Source organism: Harryflintia acetispora (assembly GCA_004340125.1).
GTDB classification, from domain to species: Bacteria; Bacillota; Clostridia; order Oscillospirales; family Ruminococcaceae; genus Harryflintia; species Harryflintia acetispora.
The window spans coordinates 152,564-170,897 of sequence record SLUK01000008.1 but is presented as its reverse complement, the minus strand read 5'-3'; the positions used below and the strand labels follow the sequence as shown (position 1 = coordinate 170,897).

General features: G+C 55.6%; 18 protein-coding genes. 6 read left to right on the top strand and 12 right to left on the bottom strand.

The window, feature by feature from the left end; genetic code table 11:
- The 3 genes from EDD78_RS10110 to EDD78_RS10100 form a co-directional block, all read right to left on the bottom strand.
- Positions 1–231 (bottom strand): hypothetical protein (locus EDD78_RS10110; RefSeq protein WP_132084853.1); only part of this gene is annotated, 231 nt, incomplete at its 3' end.
- Positions 232–491: 260 nt separating this feature from the next.
- A complete protein-coding gene (locus EDD78_RS10105) occupies positions 492–1,184 on the bottom strand; it encodes a hypothetical protein (protein ID WP_079699859.1) in 693 nt (230 codons plus the stop codon).
- Between the two features lie 17 nt (positions 1,185–1,201).
- Positions 1,202–1,945 carry a heparan-alpha-glucosaminide N-acetyltransferase gene (locus EDD78_RS10100; RefSeq protein WP_165873187.1) on the bottom strand — a complete coding sequence of 248 codons (744 nt, stop codon included), beginning with the start codon at positions 1,943–1,945 and terminating at the stop codon, positions 1,202–1,204.
- 250 nt (positions 1,946–2,195) lie between these two features.
- Between EDD78_RS10100 and EDD78_RS10095 the strand changes: the two genes are divergently transcribed.
- Positions 2,196–2,543: a hypothetical protein gene (locus EDD78_RS10095; RefSeq protein WP_079699857.1), complete on the top strand. Its 348-nt coding sequence runs from the start codon at positions 2,196–2,198 to the stop codon at positions 2,541–2,543.
- A 294-nt stretch (positions 2,544–2,837) separates the two neighbouring features.
- On the opposite strand, the gene EDD78_RS10090 is transcribed toward EDD78_RS10095, so the two are convergent.
- On the bottom strand, positions 2,838–3,383 hold the full coding sequence (locus EDD78_RS10090) for an NUDIX domain-containing protein (protein ID WP_132084851.1): 546 nt from the start codon (positions 3,381–3,383) through the stop codon (positions 2,838–2,840).
- A gap of 465 nt (positions 3,384–3,848) precedes the next feature.
- Here EDD78_RS10090 and lexA point away from each other — a divergent pair, with 465 nt between their 5' ends.
- Together lexA and pepT are read left to right on the top strand one after the other, a co-directional pair.
- Positions 3,849–4,454: a transcriptional repressor LexA gene (gene lexA / locus EDD78_RS10085; RefSeq protein WP_079699856.1), complete on the top strand. Its 606-nt coding sequence runs from the start codon at positions 3,849–3,851 to the stop codon at positions 4,452–4,454.
- Positions 4,455–4,476: 22 nt separating this feature from the next.
- Complete coding sequence (pepT, locus tag EDD78_RS10080) at positions 4,477–5,697, top strand: peptidase T (RefSeq protein WP_079699855.1); 1,221 nt, start codon at positions 4,477–4,479, stop codon at positions 5,695–5,697.
- Between the two features lie 222 nt (positions 5,698–5,919).
- On the opposite strand, the gene EDD78_RS10075 is transcribed toward pepT, so the two are convergent.
- From EDD78_RS10075 to EDD78_RS10065, 3 genes are all read right to left on the bottom strand, one after another.
- Positions 5,920–7,083: a phosphoglycerate dehydrogenase gene (locus EDD78_RS10075; protein WP_079699854.1), complete on the bottom strand. Its 1,164-nt coding sequence runs from the start codon at positions 7,081–7,083 to the stop codon at positions 5,920–5,922.
- A gap of 33 nt (positions 7,084–7,116) precedes the next feature.
- On the bottom strand, positions 7,117–8,199 hold the full coding sequence (gene serC / locus EDD78_RS10070; protein ID WP_079699853.1) for a 3-phosphoserine/phosphohydroxythreonine transaminase: 1,083 nt from the start codon (positions 8,197–8,199) through the stop codon (positions 7,117–7,119).
- A 259-nt stretch (positions 8,200–8,458) separates the two neighbouring features.
- Complete coding sequence (locus EDD78_RS10065) at positions 8,459–9,055, bottom strand: nuclease-related domain-containing protein (RefSeq protein WP_159449027.1); 597 nt, start codon at positions 9,053–9,055, stop codon at positions 8,459–8,461.
- A 345-nt stretch (positions 9,056–9,400) separates the two neighbouring features.
- Between EDD78_RS10065 and EDD78_RS10060 the strand changes: the two genes are divergently transcribed.
- Positions 9,401–9,922 carry a DUF4358 domain-containing protein gene (locus tag EDD78_RS10060; protein WP_132084850.1) on the top strand — a complete coding sequence of 174 codons (522 nt, stop codon included), beginning with the start codon at positions 9,401–9,403 and terminating at the stop codon, positions 9,920–9,922.
- Here EDD78_RS10060 and EDD78_RS10055 read toward each other — a convergent pair.
- Entirely contained in the window at positions 9,919–10,716 is a 798-nt protein-coding gene (locus EDD78_RS10055) for a TatD family hydrolase (RefSeq protein WP_132084849.1), read from the bottom strand. The two genes, EDD78_RS10060 and EDD78_RS10055, sit on opposite strands and share 4 nt — an antisense overlap.
- 93 nt (positions 10,717–10,809) lie before the next feature.
- Positions 10,810–12,189, bottom strand: coding sequence for a glycine--tRNA ligase (locus EDD78_RS10050; RefSeq protein ID WP_079699849.1), 1,380 nt, complete (start codon positions 12,187–12,189; stop codon positions 10,810–10,812).
- 340 nt (positions 12,190–12,529) lie between these two features.
- Here EDD78_RS10050 and EDD78_RS10045 point away from each other — a divergent pair, with 340 nt between their 5' ends.
- On the top strand, positions 12,530–13,867 hold the full coding sequence (locus tag EDD78_RS10045; RefSeq protein WP_165873186.1) for a radical SAM protein: 1,338 nt from the start codon (positions 12,530–12,532) through the stop codon (positions 13,865–13,867).
- A 60-nt stretch (positions 13,868–13,927) separates the two neighbouring features.
- A complete protein-coding gene (locus EDD78_RS10040) occupies positions 13,928–14,326 on the top strand; it encodes a hypothetical protein (RefSeq protein ID WP_132084847.1) in 399 nt (132 codons plus the stop codon).
- A gap of 591 nt (positions 14,327–14,917) precedes the next feature.
- On the opposite strand, the gene EDD78_RS10035 is transcribed toward EDD78_RS10040, so the two are convergent.
- Genes EDD78_RS10035 through EDD78_RS10025 form a run of 3 tightly spaced genes read right to left on the bottom strand, consistent with a single transcriptional unit; the run spans position 14,918 to position 18,312 of the window.
- Positions 14,918–15,724 (bottom strand): TraX family protein, encoded by an 807-nt coding sequence (locus EDD78_RS10035; RefSeq protein ID WP_165873185.1) that lies wholly within the window; start codon positions 15,722–15,724, stop codon positions 14,918–14,920.
- Positions 15,725–15,728: 4 nt separating this feature from the next.
- Positions 15,729–17,444, bottom strand: a complete 1,716-nt coding sequence (locus tag EDD78_RS10030) for an ABC transporter ATP-binding protein (RefSeq protein ID WP_132084845.1) — start codon at positions 17,442–17,444, stop codon at positions 15,729–15,731.
- A 37-nt stretch (positions 17,445–17,481) separates the two neighbouring features.
- Positions 17,482–18,312 carry a GNAT family N-acetyltransferase gene (locus tag EDD78_RS10025; protein WP_132084844.1) on the bottom strand — a complete coding sequence of 277 codons (831 nt, stop codon included), beginning with the start codon at positions 18,310–18,312 and terminating at the stop codon, positions 17,482–17,484.
- Positions 18,313–18,334 lie beyond the last annotated feature (22 nt).

Sequence of the window (18,334 nt, the reverse complement as noted above, 5' to 3'; positions counted from 1 at the left end):
GAGAGTTAGGGGGTCCATGGGGGGATGATTCCCCCCATGAGGTGGGCCGCCGGCGTCAGCCGGCAATTGCATTTCCGCAGAAATGCTGCCCACCATAAATTCAGCCTCGGTGATGATTCCCTCCCGGAGCAGACCAGCGTAATGCTCCCGCGCCCCGCTGTCCCCCAGCGTGAAGCCGCCCAATACGGCAAGCGCCAAAACGGCGGTGCAAACGATAACGATCCTTTTCATGATATGGCCCCCTCAATCAAAATAAATTGACCTACAGCATAGGTTGCTCTCGGTCATTTGGCTGAGGGGAAGGAGCAAAAATTAAGGTTTTGGCTTGAAATCCGTTCCAGAACAGGATATAATTAGGATAAAATCGGAGGGGACCGGCAAGGTTTTCGCGTTTCCTTCTAAAAACAGATAAAAAGACGACCGTTAGCAACCTATGCTAACGGTCAAATTCTTATCCTACAAACGCCCCAGCCATGCGGCCGGGGCGTGCTTTATATCCGGGTGCTGAGGCCTTTCGGCTTTTTGATCGGGACCTGCTGATTTACATGGCTGTAATGGATGGTATGCCGGCCGAGCAGCGGGCGCTGGCCGCCGTCCCGCTTATCGCCGTACTGGCTGATTACGATCCGGTGGATGATCCCATCGGCGCTCGCCTGCATGACGATTTCATTGTGTACGCTGCCGCTTTCATTCTCGGCCACCAGGGTGATCCGGTAGCCGTCCCCCGACAGCTCGACCAGGTCCTTGGTCAGGCTCAACCCGTCGAGCACCTCGGGCGGGATGGAAAAATATCCGAGCCGGACCTGGTCGTCGAAATAGCCGAACCGGTCGTAAAACCAGTCCCCCTTGAGCTGGTAATAATACCGGTCGGAGTCGTAGTAATTGGGGGTCGGCCAGCTCCAGAACACCGCGGGGTAACGGTGCTGATAGGTCAGATAGAGCCGCCCGCCCTCGCGGGAGAAGCGGATGTTTTCCTCCTCGGTGTTGACCAGGTCGTATTTGCTGCGCAGCATGGTGCTGCGCTTTTGGATGACCCCGCTCTGCAGCGAAGAGAGAAACTGGTTGTAGATTTCGATGCCGCTTTGCTCAGGCAGGGGAAAGCTGACCTCAAAGCGCAGGTGAGCCTCGAGGTTGTAGAGCAGAAAGACCGCCGTGAGCAGCAGAATGATCCGTTTGATGGCCAATTCCCCCTTTGACCGTGTTATGCGAGAAGGACGTTAAAAATCAGGCTGAGCAAGCCGTAGATGATCGGCTGGTGCAGCACGTAAATCCAGAGGGTGTGCCGCCCGATAAAGCACAGCGGTTCGCTGTGCTGGCGGTAGAAGAAGGAAGGGAACCTGCCGGCCTTGATGGGGATTCCGGCGTAGCTCCCGGCAAAGAAGAGGAACATCCAGGGGACGATAGGGAAGTAGTCGCTGGAATAGAAGGCGGGGGCAGGGAACCCCAGCGGGAACAAAAAGCGCAGCTCATACGGCGCGCTAGGCAGGGGCAGGCCGAGCACCTGTCCCGCCGGAACGCGAAAGAGCAGCAAAAACAGCGCGGTGAAGAGCAGGAACCCCCACAGCGGCGGCAGCTTGTCCAGCGCGCGCCGCAGGAAGGGGAAGAGGATCATCGACAGCCCCAGCAGGTGTAAAATCCCAAAGAGGATGCGCTGCTCGGGGATGATGAGCAGGGTGACCGCCGTCATCGCCATACCGAACAGAAAGACGCTCAGTCCCCGCTGCAGGTTGTTGCGGGAAAAGCGGCAGGCGCACCCGGCGAGAAGGATGAAGGTACCGGCCATCAGATCCCGCACAAAGTTGAGCCCCCGCGAAAAAAAGAAGGGAAAGTCCAGCCCGAAGATGGCCACCAGGTCGTACCCGGTGTGGTAAAGCACCATCAGCAGGATCGCGACCCCACGAATCTCGTCAAGCAGCCAGACCCGCCCGTTTAAACGCTTGTCCATCTTAGCAGTCCTGTTCTCCCGCCGCCGGTTTTTGCAGCGGATAATAAGAAATAATTTCCAATTTGAGTATACCATACTTTTTCTCCCGCCGCAATAAATTCATCCGGTCCGCATTGATTTTATGCGCGCTCCTGTGTTACTATAATAGCAGCGGCGAATTGCCCGATAAAAGTTTGGGCCTAAGGGAATGGGCTTAATCCTTTTTGGCAAAGTTAGTGAAGGAAGAGAAAATGAAAGGGGGCGCCGGACATTGGGAGAGAAAAGAATTCTGCTGATGAAAATTTCTGCGGCGATGCTGGCCGTGTCTCTCACGGCGAAATATGCCGCCGGATATATCATGCGTTCCCTGCACAGGGCCGGGCGGGGGAAGCGGGACCTGTCGGTGGATGTGATCGCCCCGAAGTACGGCCCGGCGCTTGTTGTCTCGACCGAGGAGTTCGAGGACGAGTTCGACCAGATCGTCACCGACGGCTTCCACACCCAGACCTTCCTGCGGGTGACCCGGTTGGAGATCCTGCGGAAAACGGCCATCGCGGTCTCGGCCGCGGCGATGGTGGTCACCTTCCTGCTCTGGCTGTTCGGCCCGGAGGAGGAATGATTTTCCTCGCGCAGTGTTCGTACCCGGGGCATTTTCTCGAATCACAGGAGAAAATGGTCGAACTTGGCGATAGGATTGTGAGATATATCCAAAAATTATTACTAATATTTGTTAAAAACACTTAGAAATAAATTCGAAAAACCAATTGCAAACATTTGGAAGATAATATATTATAGTTATTGGTATGGTTTGTGTAGGTGAACCATACCAATAGGCGGGGATGTAAAAACCACGAAAGGCGGCTGTGTACAGAGCCGCCTTTCGTGGTTTCTATATTTTGTACCCAATCACAAATCAGAGTTTGCCCTGCCGGCGCAAGGCATCCACCCGCAGCAGGCCGACCTGGGTTTTGGCGTCGGGGATCCCGCCGTCGAGCACCATCTGCACCGCCTGCGCGAAGGGAAGGCGCAGCACGCTGAGAAATTCGTCCTCATCCAGCTTCTGTCCGCCGGCGGTTAGGTCGCGGGCGTAGTAGAGATGGGTAATCTCGGTCAGATAGGCCGGAGTGGGGTAGAGGCAGCCGAGATACTGGAAGGTCTTGGCCGAATAGCCGGTCTCCTCCTGCAGTTCTCGCAGGCCGCAGACGTAGTGGTCCTCGCCGCGTTCCAGCTTGCCCGCCGGTATTTCCAGCAGCTCCTGCGAGAAGGGGTAGCGAAACTGCCGTACCAGCAGCACGTTGTCCTCGCGGTCGAGCGCGACGATTCCCACCCCGCCCGGATGGTCGATCACCTCGCGCAGCGTCTGCTCGCCGTTTTCCAGCTCGACGGTGTCGGTGCGCAGGTGGACGATCCGTCCATCATAAATGGAGCGCGTGGACAGCTGTTTTTCAAAATGGGGCATGTTGATGACCATTCCTTTTCCGGGAGCTTATGTCGGGGCGCAAACGTTTCCCCTCCCGGCCTGTTTTAACTTTCCAGTGGCAATGTAAAAATTATAGCACGCCTCCGCGCCGTTTAAAAGACGCGGGACAGAAAAAAGCCGCCATACGTATGGCGGCTTTTTTCTTTGTTTGAGGTGTGTTTTGAGGAGGGTAGAGCAATACCCGAAACGCTGCGGCATAGCGTTTGGATAATCCGTTCCCTTCGGCAGGTCCTTCATATCCACCGGGTATGCTTTTATTATACAAGGTTGCAGGAATTGTTTGTTAAAGCGTTGTGAATAAACGTTTAAATAACATTCGATGAATTCTGAACAATCCGTTTTAGGAGGCTTAAAGAAAATTTAAACATATGTTTGCGTTTGCCGCATGAGTATGCTATAATAACCACAGAGTGGCGATTGCCAAGAAAGCGAAGGAGGGGTCTTATGGGCGCGATCGGCGACATACACAGGCAGGTGCTGGCCTTCATTGTAGAGAACATCGACAATGAGGGATACCCGCCCTCGGTGCGGGAGATTTGCCAGAAGCTCCATATCAAATCCACCTCTACGGTGCACAAATATCTCAACGAGCTCGAGCAGGGCGGCTATATCCGCCGCGAGAACGCCAAGAACCGTTCCATCCGGGTGCTCCATCCCGGCGGGCAGGGCACCCAGACGCTGCGCGTGCCCATGCTCGGCGTGGTCACGGCGGGCTCGCCCATCCTGGCGGTACAGGAGACGGGGGAATACATCTCCTTTGAGACCGGGCGCTACACCCACGACGAGCTCTTTGCGCTGCAAATCAAGGGGGAGAGCATGATCGAGGCGGGGATCTTCGACGGGGATTACATCGTCGCCCGGCGCACCCCTTCGGCTGAAAATGGGGACATTGTGGTGGCGCTCATCGAGGACGAGGCCACCGTCAAGGAGTTTTACCGCGAGGACGGGCACTACCGCCTGCAGCCGCGCAACAGCACGATGGAGCCGATCCTGGTCAGCGAGATGTCGGTGTTGGGCAAGGTGGTCGCGGTTTTGCGGTATCTTGAGTGATTTTAGAAAGGGGCGGATTCCTGTGAGCAATGTGACCGAGCGTTTTTTGAAGTACATTTCCTTTGACACCCAGTCCCTGCCCGAGCAGGACTGCTTCCCCAGCACCGAAAAGCAGAAGGCGCTGGGCGAGGAGCTGGTGCGCGAGATGAAGGAGCTGGGGATCGCGGACGCGCGCATGGACGACAACGGCTATGTGATGGGGACCATCCCCGCCACCGTCAAGAGGAAGGGCCCGGTGCTGGGACTGATCGCCCACATGGATACTTCGCCCGACATTTCGGGGGAGGACATCAGGCCCAGGATCGTAAAGGATTACGACGGCGGGGACATCGTGCTGAACGGTGAGCGGGGGATCGTGCTGCGCCGGGAGGAGTTCGAGTCGCTGGGCCAGTATGTCGGACAGGATTTGATCGTGACCGACGGGACCACCCTCCTCGGATCGGACGACAAGGCCGGGGTAGCCGAGATCATGCAGCTGGCCGAAATCCTGATGGCCCATCCCGAGCTTCCGCACGGGCCGCTTAAAATCGCCTTCACCCCCGACGAGGAGGTCGGCCGGGGGGCGGATTTCTTTGATGTGAAAGCCTTCGGGGCGGATGTCGCCTTCACGGTCGACGGTGGGGTGCTCGGGGAGCTGAGCTTTGAAACCTTCAACGCCGCCGATGCCAAGGTGCAGATCAGCGGAGTGAACATCCATCCCGGCAGCGCCAAGCACAAGATGAAAAACTCCATCCTGATCGGGATGGAATTCCATAGCATGCTCCCGCCCCAGGAGGCCCCCGCCTTTACCGAGGGGTACGAGGGCTTTTACCACCTCGAGGGCTTCGAGGGGTCGGTGGAGCGCACGCGGCTGCACTACATCGTGCGGGACCACGACCGGGGCCTCTTTGAAAAACGCAAGCATACCCTGCAAGCGATCGCCGACTACCTCAACGAGAAGTACGGCGCCGGGACGGTGAACCTGGTGCTGCGGGACAGCTACTACAATATGCGCGAGAAGATCGAGCCGCATTTTGAGCTCATCGAGGCGGCAAAGGCCGCGATGGTGGAGCTCGGGATCACGCCGATCGTCGAGCCGACCCGCGGTGGGACCGACGGCTCGCGCCTGTCCTACATGGGCCTGCCCTGCCCGAACATCTGCGCGGGCGGGCACAACATGCACGGGCGTTACGAGTATATTTCGGTGCAGTCGATGGAGAAGATCGTCGAGCTGCTTCTGCGGCTCGTGACCGGCCAGGGCTGAGCGGATCAGGGATAAAAGGGGGAGGGAACGGCAAAAGCCGTTCCCTCCCCTTTTGGGGTGTAAGAAAAGAAGGGAGGAACCCCCTTGGGTTCCTCCCCTCAAACGCTCCACCGGAGCGTTTGATTCCCCTCTTCCGGGCCTTGACGAATAAAGACCTTGGAGACGCCGTCTCCAAACCTCTGCCAAGGGGTGTGTCACACCCCTTGGAACCCCCGGGAGGGGTTAATAAATTGTGACCCGGATGACGCCTTCGATCTTCTGCATGGTGTCGATCAGTCCGGCGGGCAGGTCGCTGTCCGCGTCCACCAGAGTATAGGCGTAGTCGCCGCGGGATTTATTGGTCATGTTCCCGATGTTGATGTGCGCGTCCGACAGCGTCTGGGTGACCTGGGAGATCATGTTGGGCACGTTGCGGTGGATGACCCCGAGGCGTACCTTGCCGCTGCGCTCCATCGACAGGGAGGGCAGGTTGACCGAATTCTTGATGTTCCCGTTTTCCAGGTATTCGCGCAGCTCCTCGGCGGCCATGGTGGCACAGTTGTCCTCCGACTCGGGGGTCGAGGCGCCCAGGTGCGGAATGACCACCACATTTTTCTGGCCGATCAGCTCGGCGCTCGGGAAGTCGGTGACATAGCAGGCGACCTTCCCCTCGTCGATGGCGGCGAGGATGTCGGCATTGACCACCAGCCCGCCGCGCGCGAAGTTGAGGATGCGCACCCCGTGCTTCATGGTGCTGATCGACTCGGTGTTGATCATCCCCTTGGTCTCGGGGGTCTGGGGCACATGCAGGGTGATGAAATCGCAGGTTTCGAAGATTTCCTTGACCGACGAGGCGTGATTGATCGAGCGCGAGATCGCCCAGGCGGCCGAGACCGACATGTACGGGTCGTACCCGTAGACCTCCATCTCGAAGTGGCGGGCGATGTTCGCGACCATCACGCCGATGGCCCCCAGCCCGATGACGCCCAGCTTCTTGCCCTTAAGCTCGGGCCCGGCGAATTTGCCCTTTCCCTTTTCGACGAGGCCCGGGACCGCGTCCCCCTCGTCCTTGATGGTGGAGAGCCACTCGATGGCCGGCACCACCTTGCGCGCCGAGAGCAGCAGCCCGGCCACCACCAGCTCCTTGACGGCGTTGGCGTTGGCGCCCGGGGTGTTGAAGACGGCGATGCCAAGCTCGCTGCACCGGTCGATCGGGATGTTGTTGACCCCCGCGCCCGCGCGGGCCACCGCCTTGATGGACGGCTCGAATTCATACTCGTGCAGCGAGGCCGAGCGCACCATGATCGCGTCGGGGCTCTGCGCCTCCTCGGCGTAGGAGTACTGCCCCTTGGGGAAGACATCCAGCCCCGAGGGAGAAATTTTATTGAGCAGCTTGATTTGATACAAGTCGGGTTCCTCCTTCTATTTCAGAAGCGGCGCTCAGCCGTTCTGGCGCTCGAATTCCTTCATGAATTCGATTAGCTTGATAACGCCCTCGACGGGCATGGCGTTGTAGATCGAGGCGCGCATCCCGCCGACGCTCCGGTGCCCCTTGAGGTTGACGAACCCCGCGGCGGCCGCCTCCTTGACAAACTTTTTGTCCAGCTCCTCGTCGCCGGTGACGAACGGGATATTCATCAGCGAGCGGTCCGCCTTGTCGACCGTCCCTTTGAAGAGGGCGGAGGAGTCGAGGTAGTCATAGAACATCCCGGCCTTGCGCTCGTTCTGGGCCTTCATCCCCGAAAGGCCGCCCATCTCGTCGCGCAGCCACTCGAGCACCAGCTTGCAGATGTAGATCGCATAGGTGGGCGGGGTGTTGTACATCGAATCGTTGTCCGCATGGGTCTTGTAGTTAAACATGGTCGGCACGCTCTCGTCGGCGTTTCCGATCAGGTCCTCGCGAATGATCACCACCGTCAGCCCCGCCGGGCCCATGTTCTTCTGCGCGCCGGCATAGATCACGCCGAAGCGGGAGACATCGACAGGCTCGCTGAGGATGCAGCTGGACATGTCCGCCACCAGCGGCACCTTCCCGGTGTCGGGCAGCGCATGGAAGCGGGTGCCGTAGATGGTGTTATTGTAGCAGATGTGGAAATAGTCGGCGTCCGGATCAAACTTCTGGGGATCCAGCTTGGGTATGTAGGAAAAGGTTTTGTCCGAGCTGTCGGCCACCACGTTGGCGCAGAGGAACTTCTTGGCCTCGGAATGGGCCTTTTTCGCCCACTGCCCGGTCAGCACGAAGTCGGCCTTGCCCCCCTTGCGCAGGTTGAGCGGCACCATGGCGAACTGGCTGGACGCGCCTCCCTGCAAAAAGAGCACCTTATAGTTGTCCGGAATCCCCATCGTACTGCGCAGCAACGCCTCACAGCCGCCGATGATCTCTCCGTACTCCTTAGATCGATGGCTCATCTCCATCACGGATTGCCCTGATCCACCGTAGTCCAGCATTTCGTCGGCCGCCCGGCGCAGCACCGCCTCGGGCAGCATGGACGGGCCTGCGGAGAAATTGTAAACCCTAGCCATAAAACATTGCCTCCAGTCATCATTTTGTTGCGTGACGCGAGAGCGCCCCGCGCCCGCGTAAAGCGGGCTGTATATCAGCACTTTAGCGCGATGATATATTTCTTATTATAGGTGCGGGTCCGGGTAAAGTCAATGGATTTTGCAAAATATGTCGCTCTGCACAAAACGTTTGTCTTTTTGAGATGGACAATCGGAAACCCTGACCGTCCCGCAGGAGCGGGTACCAGAAAACCGGGACGCAGATGCGTCCCGGCCGTCCTTACACTTTATACTTCATGATCAGCCCGTAGAGCCCCGGCACGTCCACGTCGTTGTCCTTATCGAACTTGGCTTTGCCGAGATAGGCCTTGAATTTTTTGAAGGTCATGAGCCCCTGCGCCCCGGTGATCCCGATCAGGCTTTTTTTGACGCTGCCGCAGAAGACGGTGACCCCTTCCATCTGGATGTTATAAATGTCGTTCTTCGAGAAGATTTCCCGCACCACGTCGATGTTGTGCAGGTTCTCCTGCATGAGGTTGGGCATCTTTTTGCGGGTTTTGGCCGTCACCTGGGTCCAGCCCTCGCTTTTTGCGTCGCCGTAATACTCGGCGGTATCGTTGACCGTGCTGACGAACAGGATCCCGAAGAAGCCGATCAGCATATGGTCAATGTGGGCCGCCCGGCCGTTATACGAGAGGTTGAGGTCGTCCACCACCTTGAAGTTGCGGATGACGCCGAACTTTTTGAGCGCCGCGGACACCTTTTGCTTCCCCAGCTTCCCGCTGCGGTAGAGCAGGTAGCGGTAGAGATACCACGCCCCGATCAGGAGCGCGACGGCGAGCACGCCGGTTACAATCCAAATTCCATACTGCTGCAAGTTACTTCCAGCCCTTTCATCAGTCAAATCGCGTTACTACTAAGTATAACGATTTCCCGGTGAAAAGTAAAGAAGGGGCGCGCTTTTTTTCTTTGGGCCGGGAATCGCCGCCGCGCCCCTTTGCTTTTGGCCGCGGCCCATTTTCTTTGGACCGGGAAAAATCCTGGGCGGCCGCCGCAAAGCTCCCTGTTCATTTTACGGGTGCGGGGGCGTGGATATTCCGCCGCGCTTGACACCGGTCTCAAAAAAGCTATACTTATAAATATCGCCCTGTCCCGTCCGGGGACCGGGAGAATACCCACACGCGAAGAACAATGCCGCCCGAAGGCGGCGCGGAGGTTTTGGATGAAAAAAATATGTTCCGCCCTTCTGGCGGTGATATTGGTGGCGCTGCCGCTCTTCGGCTGCGGCGCAAACGAGAGTGAGGAGGCGCCGCAGCAGCAGGACCTGCCCAAGGTCAGTATAGCGGCGGACCCCGAAGGGGCGATCGAAGAGATCTACCGCGACATTGATATCAAAGAGGTCGCGGTGGCCGACGACGACCTGATGGAGGACACCTTGGGGTTCGATCTGTGGAACGACATTGAGGAGTACTACGTGCGCTACTCCTCCGGGCGTTATGGGATCGCGGACGTGTATATCATCAAGCCCTACGAATCCAGCTACGACGTCGTGCGCGAAAACCTCGAGACGATCAAGCTCGACCGGGTGCGCAAGAGCGAAAGCTACGATATCCTCGATTCGCACAAGATCGCCCAGGAGGCTGAGATCTACCGCTACGGCTCCTACCTGATCATGCTGATGCTCGAGGACAACGAGGCGGCCATGGAGATCATCAGCCGCTATATCCCCTCCACTGAGACCTAAAGGTCGTCGGGGAGGCCGTAAACTTTACAGGCGTTGCGGTAGGTCAGGTCGGCGAGCTTCTGCTCGCCGACCCCTTTTATTTTGGCCAGCGCCGCGATGGTAAAGGGCAGCAGCGAGGAGTCGCAGCGCTGCCCGCGGTGCGGCTCGGGGGCCATGTAGGGGCAATCGGTCTCCACCAGCAGCCTTTCGGGCGGCACCGCCTCGGCGGCCTTCAGGGCCTTCTTGGCATTTTTGAAGGTCACCACCCCGGTGAAGCCGACGTACATTCCGAGCGCGACCACCTCCTTCGCCGTCTCGGCCGAGCCGGAGAAGCAGTGCACGATCCCACGCGGGCGGTACTCGCGCAGCAGGTTCATGGTGTCCTGCACGGCGTCCCGGGAATGGACAATCACCGGCAGCCCCAGCCTTCCCGCCAGCTCGAGCTGGGCGCTAAAGACCACGAGCTGGTCCTCGCGGCTGTAGGGCTCGTAGTGGTAGTCCAGCCCGATCTCCCCGATGGCGCGCACCTCGCCCTCCCCGGCGAGCGCCTCGATCTTTTCGAGCCATCCGTTTTCAAGATCGCTGGCCGATTCGGGGTGGACCCCCACGGCGCAGGAGACGAAGGGATACGTCTTGGCCAGCCGCAGGCTCTGCACGCTGGAGGGGTAGTCGCTGCCCACGTTCATCACCCGGCGCACCCCGGCGCGCGGGAGGATGGCGCCGAGCAGCGCGTCCCGGTCGGGCAGGCCCTGATCGCTCTGGCCGAACTGCCGGCTGTCATAGTGGGCATGGGAATCGAAAATGTTTTGGAGCATGTGTTTTAAAATCCTTTCTCGGAAACTCTATCAGCTGCAAGAAGTGCGTACCGCCCTTGGGCGGTACGCACTTTCATTTTGGCTTGGGGGAATTTAAAAATGCATCTTGTCCCCGAGATACCCGGGCAGCGCGTCAATCGCAATGCGCTCCTGTTGCATGGTGTCGCGGTCGCGCACCGTCACGCAGCCGTCCTCGGCGCTCTCGAAGTCGTAGGTAATGCAGAAGGGGGTGCCGATCTCGTCCTGGCGGCGGTAGCGCTTGCCGATCGAGCCGGCGTCGTCGTAGTCCACCGGGAAGAGGTCCGCGAGGCGCTCATAGACCTTGCCCGCCTGCTCGCCCAGCTTTTTGGACAGCGGCAGCACACAGGCCTTGTAGGGGGCCAGCGCCGGATGGAGATGCATGACCACGCGGGTGTCGCCCTCGCCGACCTCCTCCTCGTCGTAGGCCTCGCACAGGAAGGCCAGCGCCACGCGGTCGGCGCCGAGCGAGGGCTCGATGACATAGGGGATGTACTTCTCGTTGGCCTCCTGGTCGAAGTATTCCAGGGACTTGGTGGAGTGCTCCTGGTGCTGCGTCAAATCGAAGTCGGTGCGGTCGGCGATCCCCCAAAGCTCGCCCCAGCCGAAGGGGAAGAGGTACTCGATGTCGGTGGTCGCCTTGGAGTAATGGGAAAGCTCTTTGGGGTCATGGTCGCGCAGGCGCAGGTTCTCGTCCTTGATCCCCAGCGAGAGGATCCAGTTGTGGCAGTAATCCTTCCAATACTTGAACCACTCGAGGTCGGTGCCCGGCTTGCAGAAGAACTCGAGCTCCATCTGCTCGAACTCGCGGATGCGGAAGATGAAGTTGCCCGGCGTGATCTCGTTGCGGAAGCTCTTGCCGATCTGGCCGACGCCGAAGGGCAGCTTCTTGCGGGTGGTGCGCTGGATGTTGGCGAAGTTGACAAAGATCCCCTGCGCGGTCTCGGGGCGCAGGAAGATTTCACTCTTGGCGTCCTCGGTCACGCCCTGGAAGGTCTTGAACATCAGGTTGAACTTGCGGATGTCGGTAAAGTTCTTTGACCCACACTCGGGACAGGAAATCCCCTTCTCCTTGATGAAGTCCATCATCTGCTGGTCGCTCCAGCCGTTGGGCGAGATCCCCGCCTGGGCCTCGATAAGCTGGTCGGCGCGGTGGCGGGTCTTGCAGTCCTTGCAGTCCATCAGCGGGTCGGAGAAGCCCCCCACATGGCCGGAGGCCACCCACACCTCGGGGTTCATTAAAATCGCGCTGTCCAGCCCCACGTTGTAGGGCGAGCACTGCACGAATTTCTTCCACCAGGCGCGCTTGACGTTGTTTTTGAACTCCACCCCCAGCGGGCCGTAGTCCCAGCTGTTGGCAAGCCCCCCGTAAATCTCGCTGCCCGGGTAGACAAAGCCCCGGTTCTTGCAGAGATTGACGATCTTTTCCATCGTTTTTTCTGTATTGGAAAGCACGCGAAACCCTCCGTCATATAAATTTTTCTTATTGGACTCGATATACTGTTTCATTTTACGGCGAATCGGACCAGAAGTCAAGCGGATTCGCCCTGCCTCCTTTTCCGATAATTATTCGGATGAAAGCTAGGTTGACTTCATTAGGACGACTGTGTAATTATACACTTATATAATATTTAATATTGCGCTATTACGTAGCGTCATTATTGTAAAATCAATTGTTATTTTTGTCGCTTCTGGCTATCTGGCTTTAACATATATTGATTTTTAACAAAAAATACTATAGTATATAAACTGTAAATAGACAAAAATGAAATTTAATGAATGGATGGATGGGGAAATGGATTATTTTATTAAAGAATTAACAAATAAAAAGGTAGTTTTATTTGGTACGGGTAATAACGGAATATACGCTCTTGAATATTTAATTAATAATGATATTTTTCCACTATATTTTGTAGACGATGACTGTGTGGTAGAAAATGTTAGTACTTTAGATAACAAGTATAGATTTAAAGTTAATACTCCACAAATGCTTAATGCTGAAGACAAATCAAAATTAATGGTAATTATTACTGATGAATATCCCCGTTGTATGGATATTGCCTCTCGTTTATTGGAAAAAGGGGTCAAGTATTCTTTTTATTCCAAGGACATTACTACATGTGATTTACTTCAGCATCACTTGGGATTCTACAATGATAAAATAGGCTTTTGCTGTGGAGCCCATAATAATTTTCATAAAACCTTACCGTTATTTCCATATTCGAGTACATCACAAGAAACAATTGCTAATATTTTAAAAACAAGAGAAAATATATTAAAAAGCCTTAATAATATTGGCGATACCAAATATGCTAAAGCGTGTGCAAATTGTTGTCGTTTGCAGGTCATCCCTAATCATATATCTGATATTGGATATGGCGTTGAACAATTCAGCCTAATAAATATAAGCTGTTACCCTTCTATATGTCAGGCAGAATGTATTTATTGCAGTGTTCCAACTCGAGAAAATAATAATTACGAGGCTGCTAAACACTCTTGTTATCCAAAAATGATTGCAGAAATGATTCAATATTTAAAGCAAAATAATCTATTGGATAGTAATTGTCGATTTGAGTTTGCTACTGCAGAAATAACAGTTACTCCTTTTAAGGATATTTTATTAGAAGCAACAGCCGGGTTTGATTCCACCTTTTTAACCAACGGTTTTATTTTTGATGATCAAATAGCTAATTCGTTAAAACAAAATGACAGCGAACTTAGATTGAGCTTAGATTGTGGGACACGGGAAACTTTTAAAATAGTAAAGGGAAGGGATTTATTCGAGAAAGTTTTAGAAAACTTAAGAAGATATAGAAAACAAGGCCGCATGGAACTTAAATATAATATATTACCAGGAATTAACGATAGTGATAAAAATATTGAAGGAATTATAAGTATTTTACAGGAATTAAATCTTAAATATATTAGGTTATCTTTTGATTATGAAAGCCCTCTAAGAGCATCATTTTACGGAATCGTAAGGTTTGTTAATGCACTTGAAAGAAATGGCCTGTCCTTTTGTTTTCATGTGTATTACGACGCAGAAGAAATCAAAAATATAATTGACAAATATTGGAATTTAGAATTGCAAAAATATTATGAGAAAAAAGAAAAAGATTTATCTGTTTTTTGAGATGCTAACAAAAATTTTCAAGAATACAGGAAATATGTTTTTTTTGTTGAGATTAGGGATTTGATTGCTTGTTTTAAAGAAGGAACACGTTTCGCTTTTTTAGGCAATCAAAATAGTCATATGGGTCAGCGAATATTATCAGCGTTCCATACTTTAGGTGTGTCCATACAGATTCCTGATCAAAAAACATACAAAGAATCTTTTGAAATAATAAAAGACTGTGCTGATATATTTATTGTTTGTGATAAACGTGCAATAGACGGTTTGCGTATTACAGAATATATAGAAAAAACTAAAAAGTCGTTGGATATTGAAAAATATTTTTATTCATTGGAACCCACAATGACAATTTTAAAAAACGTTATTACTCCACAATATTTAAAACAATGTCAAATAACCAAGCTAACGAATGCGGGTGCTAATGTGTTCAACTGGCTTAAAGGCTTGTTGCACATATAATAATACTAATATTACAAAAATGATTTTTGTAGCACGGAAAAACTTTATGTACTCTGGTTAGACTTTTGCTTCAAGATTGGAGGAAAATCGTAATGGTCCTATCGCTTGGGATAGTAATCACACCGTTTATACGAATAACGGTACGAGGCAATCTACCAGAACTGCATATCGTAATACATAAGTGATGATCGGAGGCTTTCTGGCAGTGTTTTGATTAATTCTTAATTTGTACTTGTTTTTCTTAATACTGCTAAGTTAACGTGATTATTCTTTTGTGTGTTTTGCAAATAATGCGATTTCCTGAAGTATCTTCAAAGCTAAAATTGTAAGGAATGGGTATTGAAAAAGGTGTTTCCATATTGGTGTAAGGTCTTGAAGCGGCTACCCTGCGGGTTAGCCGCTTTTTGTATCCTTCGGTGTATAATTTATTACTGAAACGAATAACAACAAAAATTAGAAAAGAGAGCGTCTGGATTTCAGAACCACTCATATGGAGATGTTGAAAACGGCGCTTTCAATACTTTGAGAGGGACGCAACCTTAACTTCTGTCCCGAAGAAAAAAGTGTGTCCCTTGTCGAGCACGTAAAAAATTATTCCCCCCGGGCGAGCAGCAAAAGCTGCAAGCCGTAGAGCAGATAGGCGTGCAAGGGGTAGTAGAGATAGAAGAAGTATTTCATCCTGCGGCCCTGCCGGTGGTTATAGAGCAGCAGCAGCGGCAGCGCGAGGATCATGAAGCTCTGCAGCCCGCCCGTCAGCAGGGAGAAGACGCAGTAAAAGATGATCATCCCCCGCCGGCGGTTTCGCAGGTAGTAGAGGATCACCCCGAAGGCGACGAGCAGCACGCCTCCCTCGACGAAGAGCGGGCAGGGCAGCAGTGCGCTCAGCACCCCGAGCAGGAGGCTGCGCAGCGCTCCCTTGCCAAGATTCGCCGTGAGCATGGCGAGCAGGAGGGAGGCCGCCGGCGGCAGCACGAAGGGCAGAGCGATGGCCAGCAGGGGCTTCGCGGGCCGGCTCCTCCCCATCTCCCGTGCGCGCAGCCGCTCGATCCAGTAGAGATAGTAAAGGATATAAAAGAGGGTGGAAAAGATGTGGTTGTCGATTCTCACCTCGGCCCGGCCGGCTGTGAGGAAGTTGATCACCGCCGTGCAGAGGTCCATCCCGACGCTCCAGCAGAACATCCGGCGGATATAGCGCACCCGGTCGTGGGTGTAATCGAACCCCCAGCAGCTCAGGAAGATGAAGAGGGGGGCCGCGATCCGCCCGATCAGCCGGAACCACCAGGGGATGGGCAGCGCGGGGGAGAGGAAGAAGGCGACATGGTCGAAGGTCATGCAGACGAGCGCGATGACCTTGAGCTCGAAGGCGCAAAGGCCCCTTTTCAGTAGACGTTCCATCATCGCCCTAGGCCCTGAACTGTGAGCGGTAGAGCCCGGCATAGATGCCGCCTCTTTCGAGCAGCTCGTCGTGGGTGCCCTGCTCCTTGATCCCCTCGTCGGTCAGCACCACGATCCGGTCGGCGTTCTTGATCGTCGAGAGCCGGTGGGCCACCACGATGGTGGTCCGCCCGCGGCAGAGCTCGTCGAGCGCGGACTGGATCATCTGCTCGGTCACGTTGTCCAGAGCGCTGGTGGCCTCGTCCAGGATCAGGATGGGCGGGTTTTTGAGGAAGACCCGCGCGATCGAAATGCGCTGCTTCTGCCCGCCCGAGAGCTTGAGCCCGTGCTCGCCGATGTAGGTGTCGTACCCCTCGGGCAGGGAGAGGATGTAGTCGTGGATGTTGGCGCGCTTGGCGGCCTCGACGATCTCGCTTTCACCCGCGTCGCTTCGCCCGTAGCCGATATTGTCCCGGATGGTGCCGGTGAAGAGGAAGACCTCCTGCTGCACGATCCCGATGGCGGCGCGCAGGGATGCGCGCTTAAGGTGGCGGATGTCCACCCCGTCGAGGGTGATCGCGCCGGAGTTGATCTCATAAAAGCGGGGGATCAGGTGGCACAGCGTCGTCTTGCCGCCGCCCGAGGGGCCGACGAGCGCGACGGTGTCCCCTTCCCGGATGTCGAGCGACAGGTGGTGGAGGATCTGGTTTTTGTCCCCCTCATAGGTGAAGGTGACGTCCTGAAAGCGGATATTCCCCCGCACGTCGCGAGCCTCGACCGCGCCGGGGTCGTCGTCCTCGGGGTGCTCGTCCATGATCTCGCAGAAGCGCTTAAAGCCGGTCATGCCGGTCTGGTACTGCTCGACGAACTGGATGAGGCGCTTGATGGGGTTAAAGAACATGCTGACGAAGACGATGTAGGAGGCGAACTGCCCGGGGGTGATCTGCCCGTAGATGGCGAACAGGCCGCCCGAGAGAAGGACCACCACCATGATCAGGTTGCTCAGCAGGTCCATCCCGGAAAAGAACTCGGCCATCGCCCGGTAGCTCTGGCGGCAGGCGTCCACGAAGGAATTGTTCGAGCAGGCGAACTTTTCCAGCTCGTTGTCCAGGTTCTGGAACGCCTTGGCCACCCGGATCCCCGAGATCGAATTTTCCACCGTGGCGTTGATCCCGGCCACCTCCTCCCGCCGGCGGGCGAAGGCGTTGTTCATCTTGATCCTTTTTCGCATGGCGAAGAAGACCAGGAAGGGGATAAAGGCGAAGATGATTAAAGTCAGCGGGATGTTGCGCATGCACATCAGCACGAAGGACCCGGCCAGGGTCACGATCGAGATGAACACGTCCTCCGGCCCGTGGTGGGCCAGCTCGCTGATCTCCATCAGGTCGTTGACGATCCGCGACATGATGGCGCCGGTCTTGTTTTTATCGAAGTAGGAGAAGGGGAGGGACTGTAAATGGGAGAAGAGGTCCCGCCGCATGTCCGCCTGCATGCGCACCCCGACCATGTGGCCGAAGTACTGCACCACATAGTTCAGGGCGCTGCGCAGAATGTAGATCCCCAGCAGCAGCGCGCACCAGATCAGCAGCATGCGCAGGTTCTTCTGGGGGATGTATTCGTCGATGATATTGCCGCTGACCACCGGATAGAACAGGTCGGCCGCCGAGATGACGAAGGCGCAGCACATATCTATGGCGAACATCTTCCAGTGCGGGCGGTAGTAGGAAATAAAACGTTTGAGCATGATGTCCTCCTTGCAGTAAATGTTTCGTCAGCCGGGACTAGTCGAACGCGAGGGAGAAGTAACCGTCCTTTGTCTCCCGCGCGGGGATGAACCATTTGAGCAGCGCGGTGGGCTCCCGCTCGCCGAAGGGAGCGTCCGGCGGCAGCAGCGCCGCTCCGCCGGGCAGCCCGAGGCGGGACGCCAGCGCGCCGAGGAGTGCCGGCTCGCTCCCGGCTTCGCACCCGAGCTCGGTCACGAGCAGCTTTCCCTCCCGAATCCGCCCGTGGGCGTAGCCGCCGCCCTGCGGCGTCTCGATGAGCCAGGTGCCCCCGCCGCCGTGGCGGCCGAAGTCCTCGGCGAAGCGCAGCATCCCCTGATTCCATAAAAAGAGGGGACGGCAGGAAAAGTAGCTTTCCCGCGGGCGGGGGAGCTTATCGAGCCGGATCGGCACGACCTTCCCCGGCCCCCCGGCCGAAAAGGGGAAGCGCTTCACATAAAAGGCATGGTCGAACCCGAAGCGGCGGTAATAGCCGTAGAGGGACTCCTCGGCCGGCTTGAGCAGCGCGGCGGCATAGCCCCGCGCGGGCAGCAGCCTGTCCAGCTCGTGCATGATCTCCCCGGCGATCCCCCGCCCGCGCATGTGCTCCTCCACCGCCAGCGCGTAGAGGTAGGCGACATCAAGGGTTTCCCCCGCGCAGAGCAGCTGGGCGGGCAGGATGTAAAACATCCCGCAAAGCGCCCCGTCCACCTCGGCGACGAGGGCGTTTTCCTCCCGGTAGCAGTGCGAAAAGAAGAGGTCGAGCCCCGCCTCATCCTCCTCGAAGACCTGTCCGAACAGGGAGCGCAGGGCGGGAAGGTCTCCTGTTTTTGACAGGCGGACATCAGACAAGCGAAATCCCTCCTAAATGAAT

Bases quoted from the DNA above. Each gene is read 5' to 3' on its own strand.
- EDD78_RS10100 (WP_165873187.1), bottom strand. From the start codon at position 1,945: ATGGACAAGCGTTTAAACGGGCGGGTCTGGCTGCTTGACGAGATTCGT.
- EDD78_RS10090 (WP_132084851.1), bottom strand. From the start codon at position 3,383: ATGCCCCATTTTGAAAAACAGCTGTCCACGCGCTCCATTTATGATGGA.
- lexA (WP_079699856.1), top strand. From the start codon at position 3,849: ATGGGCGCGATCGGCGACATACACAGGCAGGTGCTGGCCTTCATTGTA.
- serC (WP_079699853.1), bottom strand. From the start codon at position 8,199: ATGGCTAGGGTTTACAATTTCTCCGCAGGCCCGTCCATGCTGCCCGAG.
- EDD78_RS10060 (WP_132084850.1), top strand. From the start codon at position 9,401: ATGAAAAAAATATGTTCCGCCCTTCTGGCGGTGATATTGGTGGCGCTG.
- EDD78_RS10055 (WP_132084849.1), bottom strand. From the start codon at position 10,716: ATGCTCCAAAACATTTTCGATTCCCATGCCCACTATGACAGCCGGCAG.
- EDD78_RS10045 (WP_165873186.1), top strand. From the start codon at position 12,530: ATGGATTATTTTATTAAAGAATTAACAAATAAAAAGGTAGTTTTATTT.
- EDD78_RS10035 (WP_165873185.1), bottom strand. From the start codon at position 15,724: ATGATGGAACGTCTACTGAAAAGGGGCCTTTGCGCCTTCGAGCTCAAG.
- EDD78_RS10030 (WP_132084845.1), bottom strand. From the start codon at position 17,444: ATGCTCAAACGTTTTATTTCCTACTACCGCCCGCACTGGAAGATGTTC.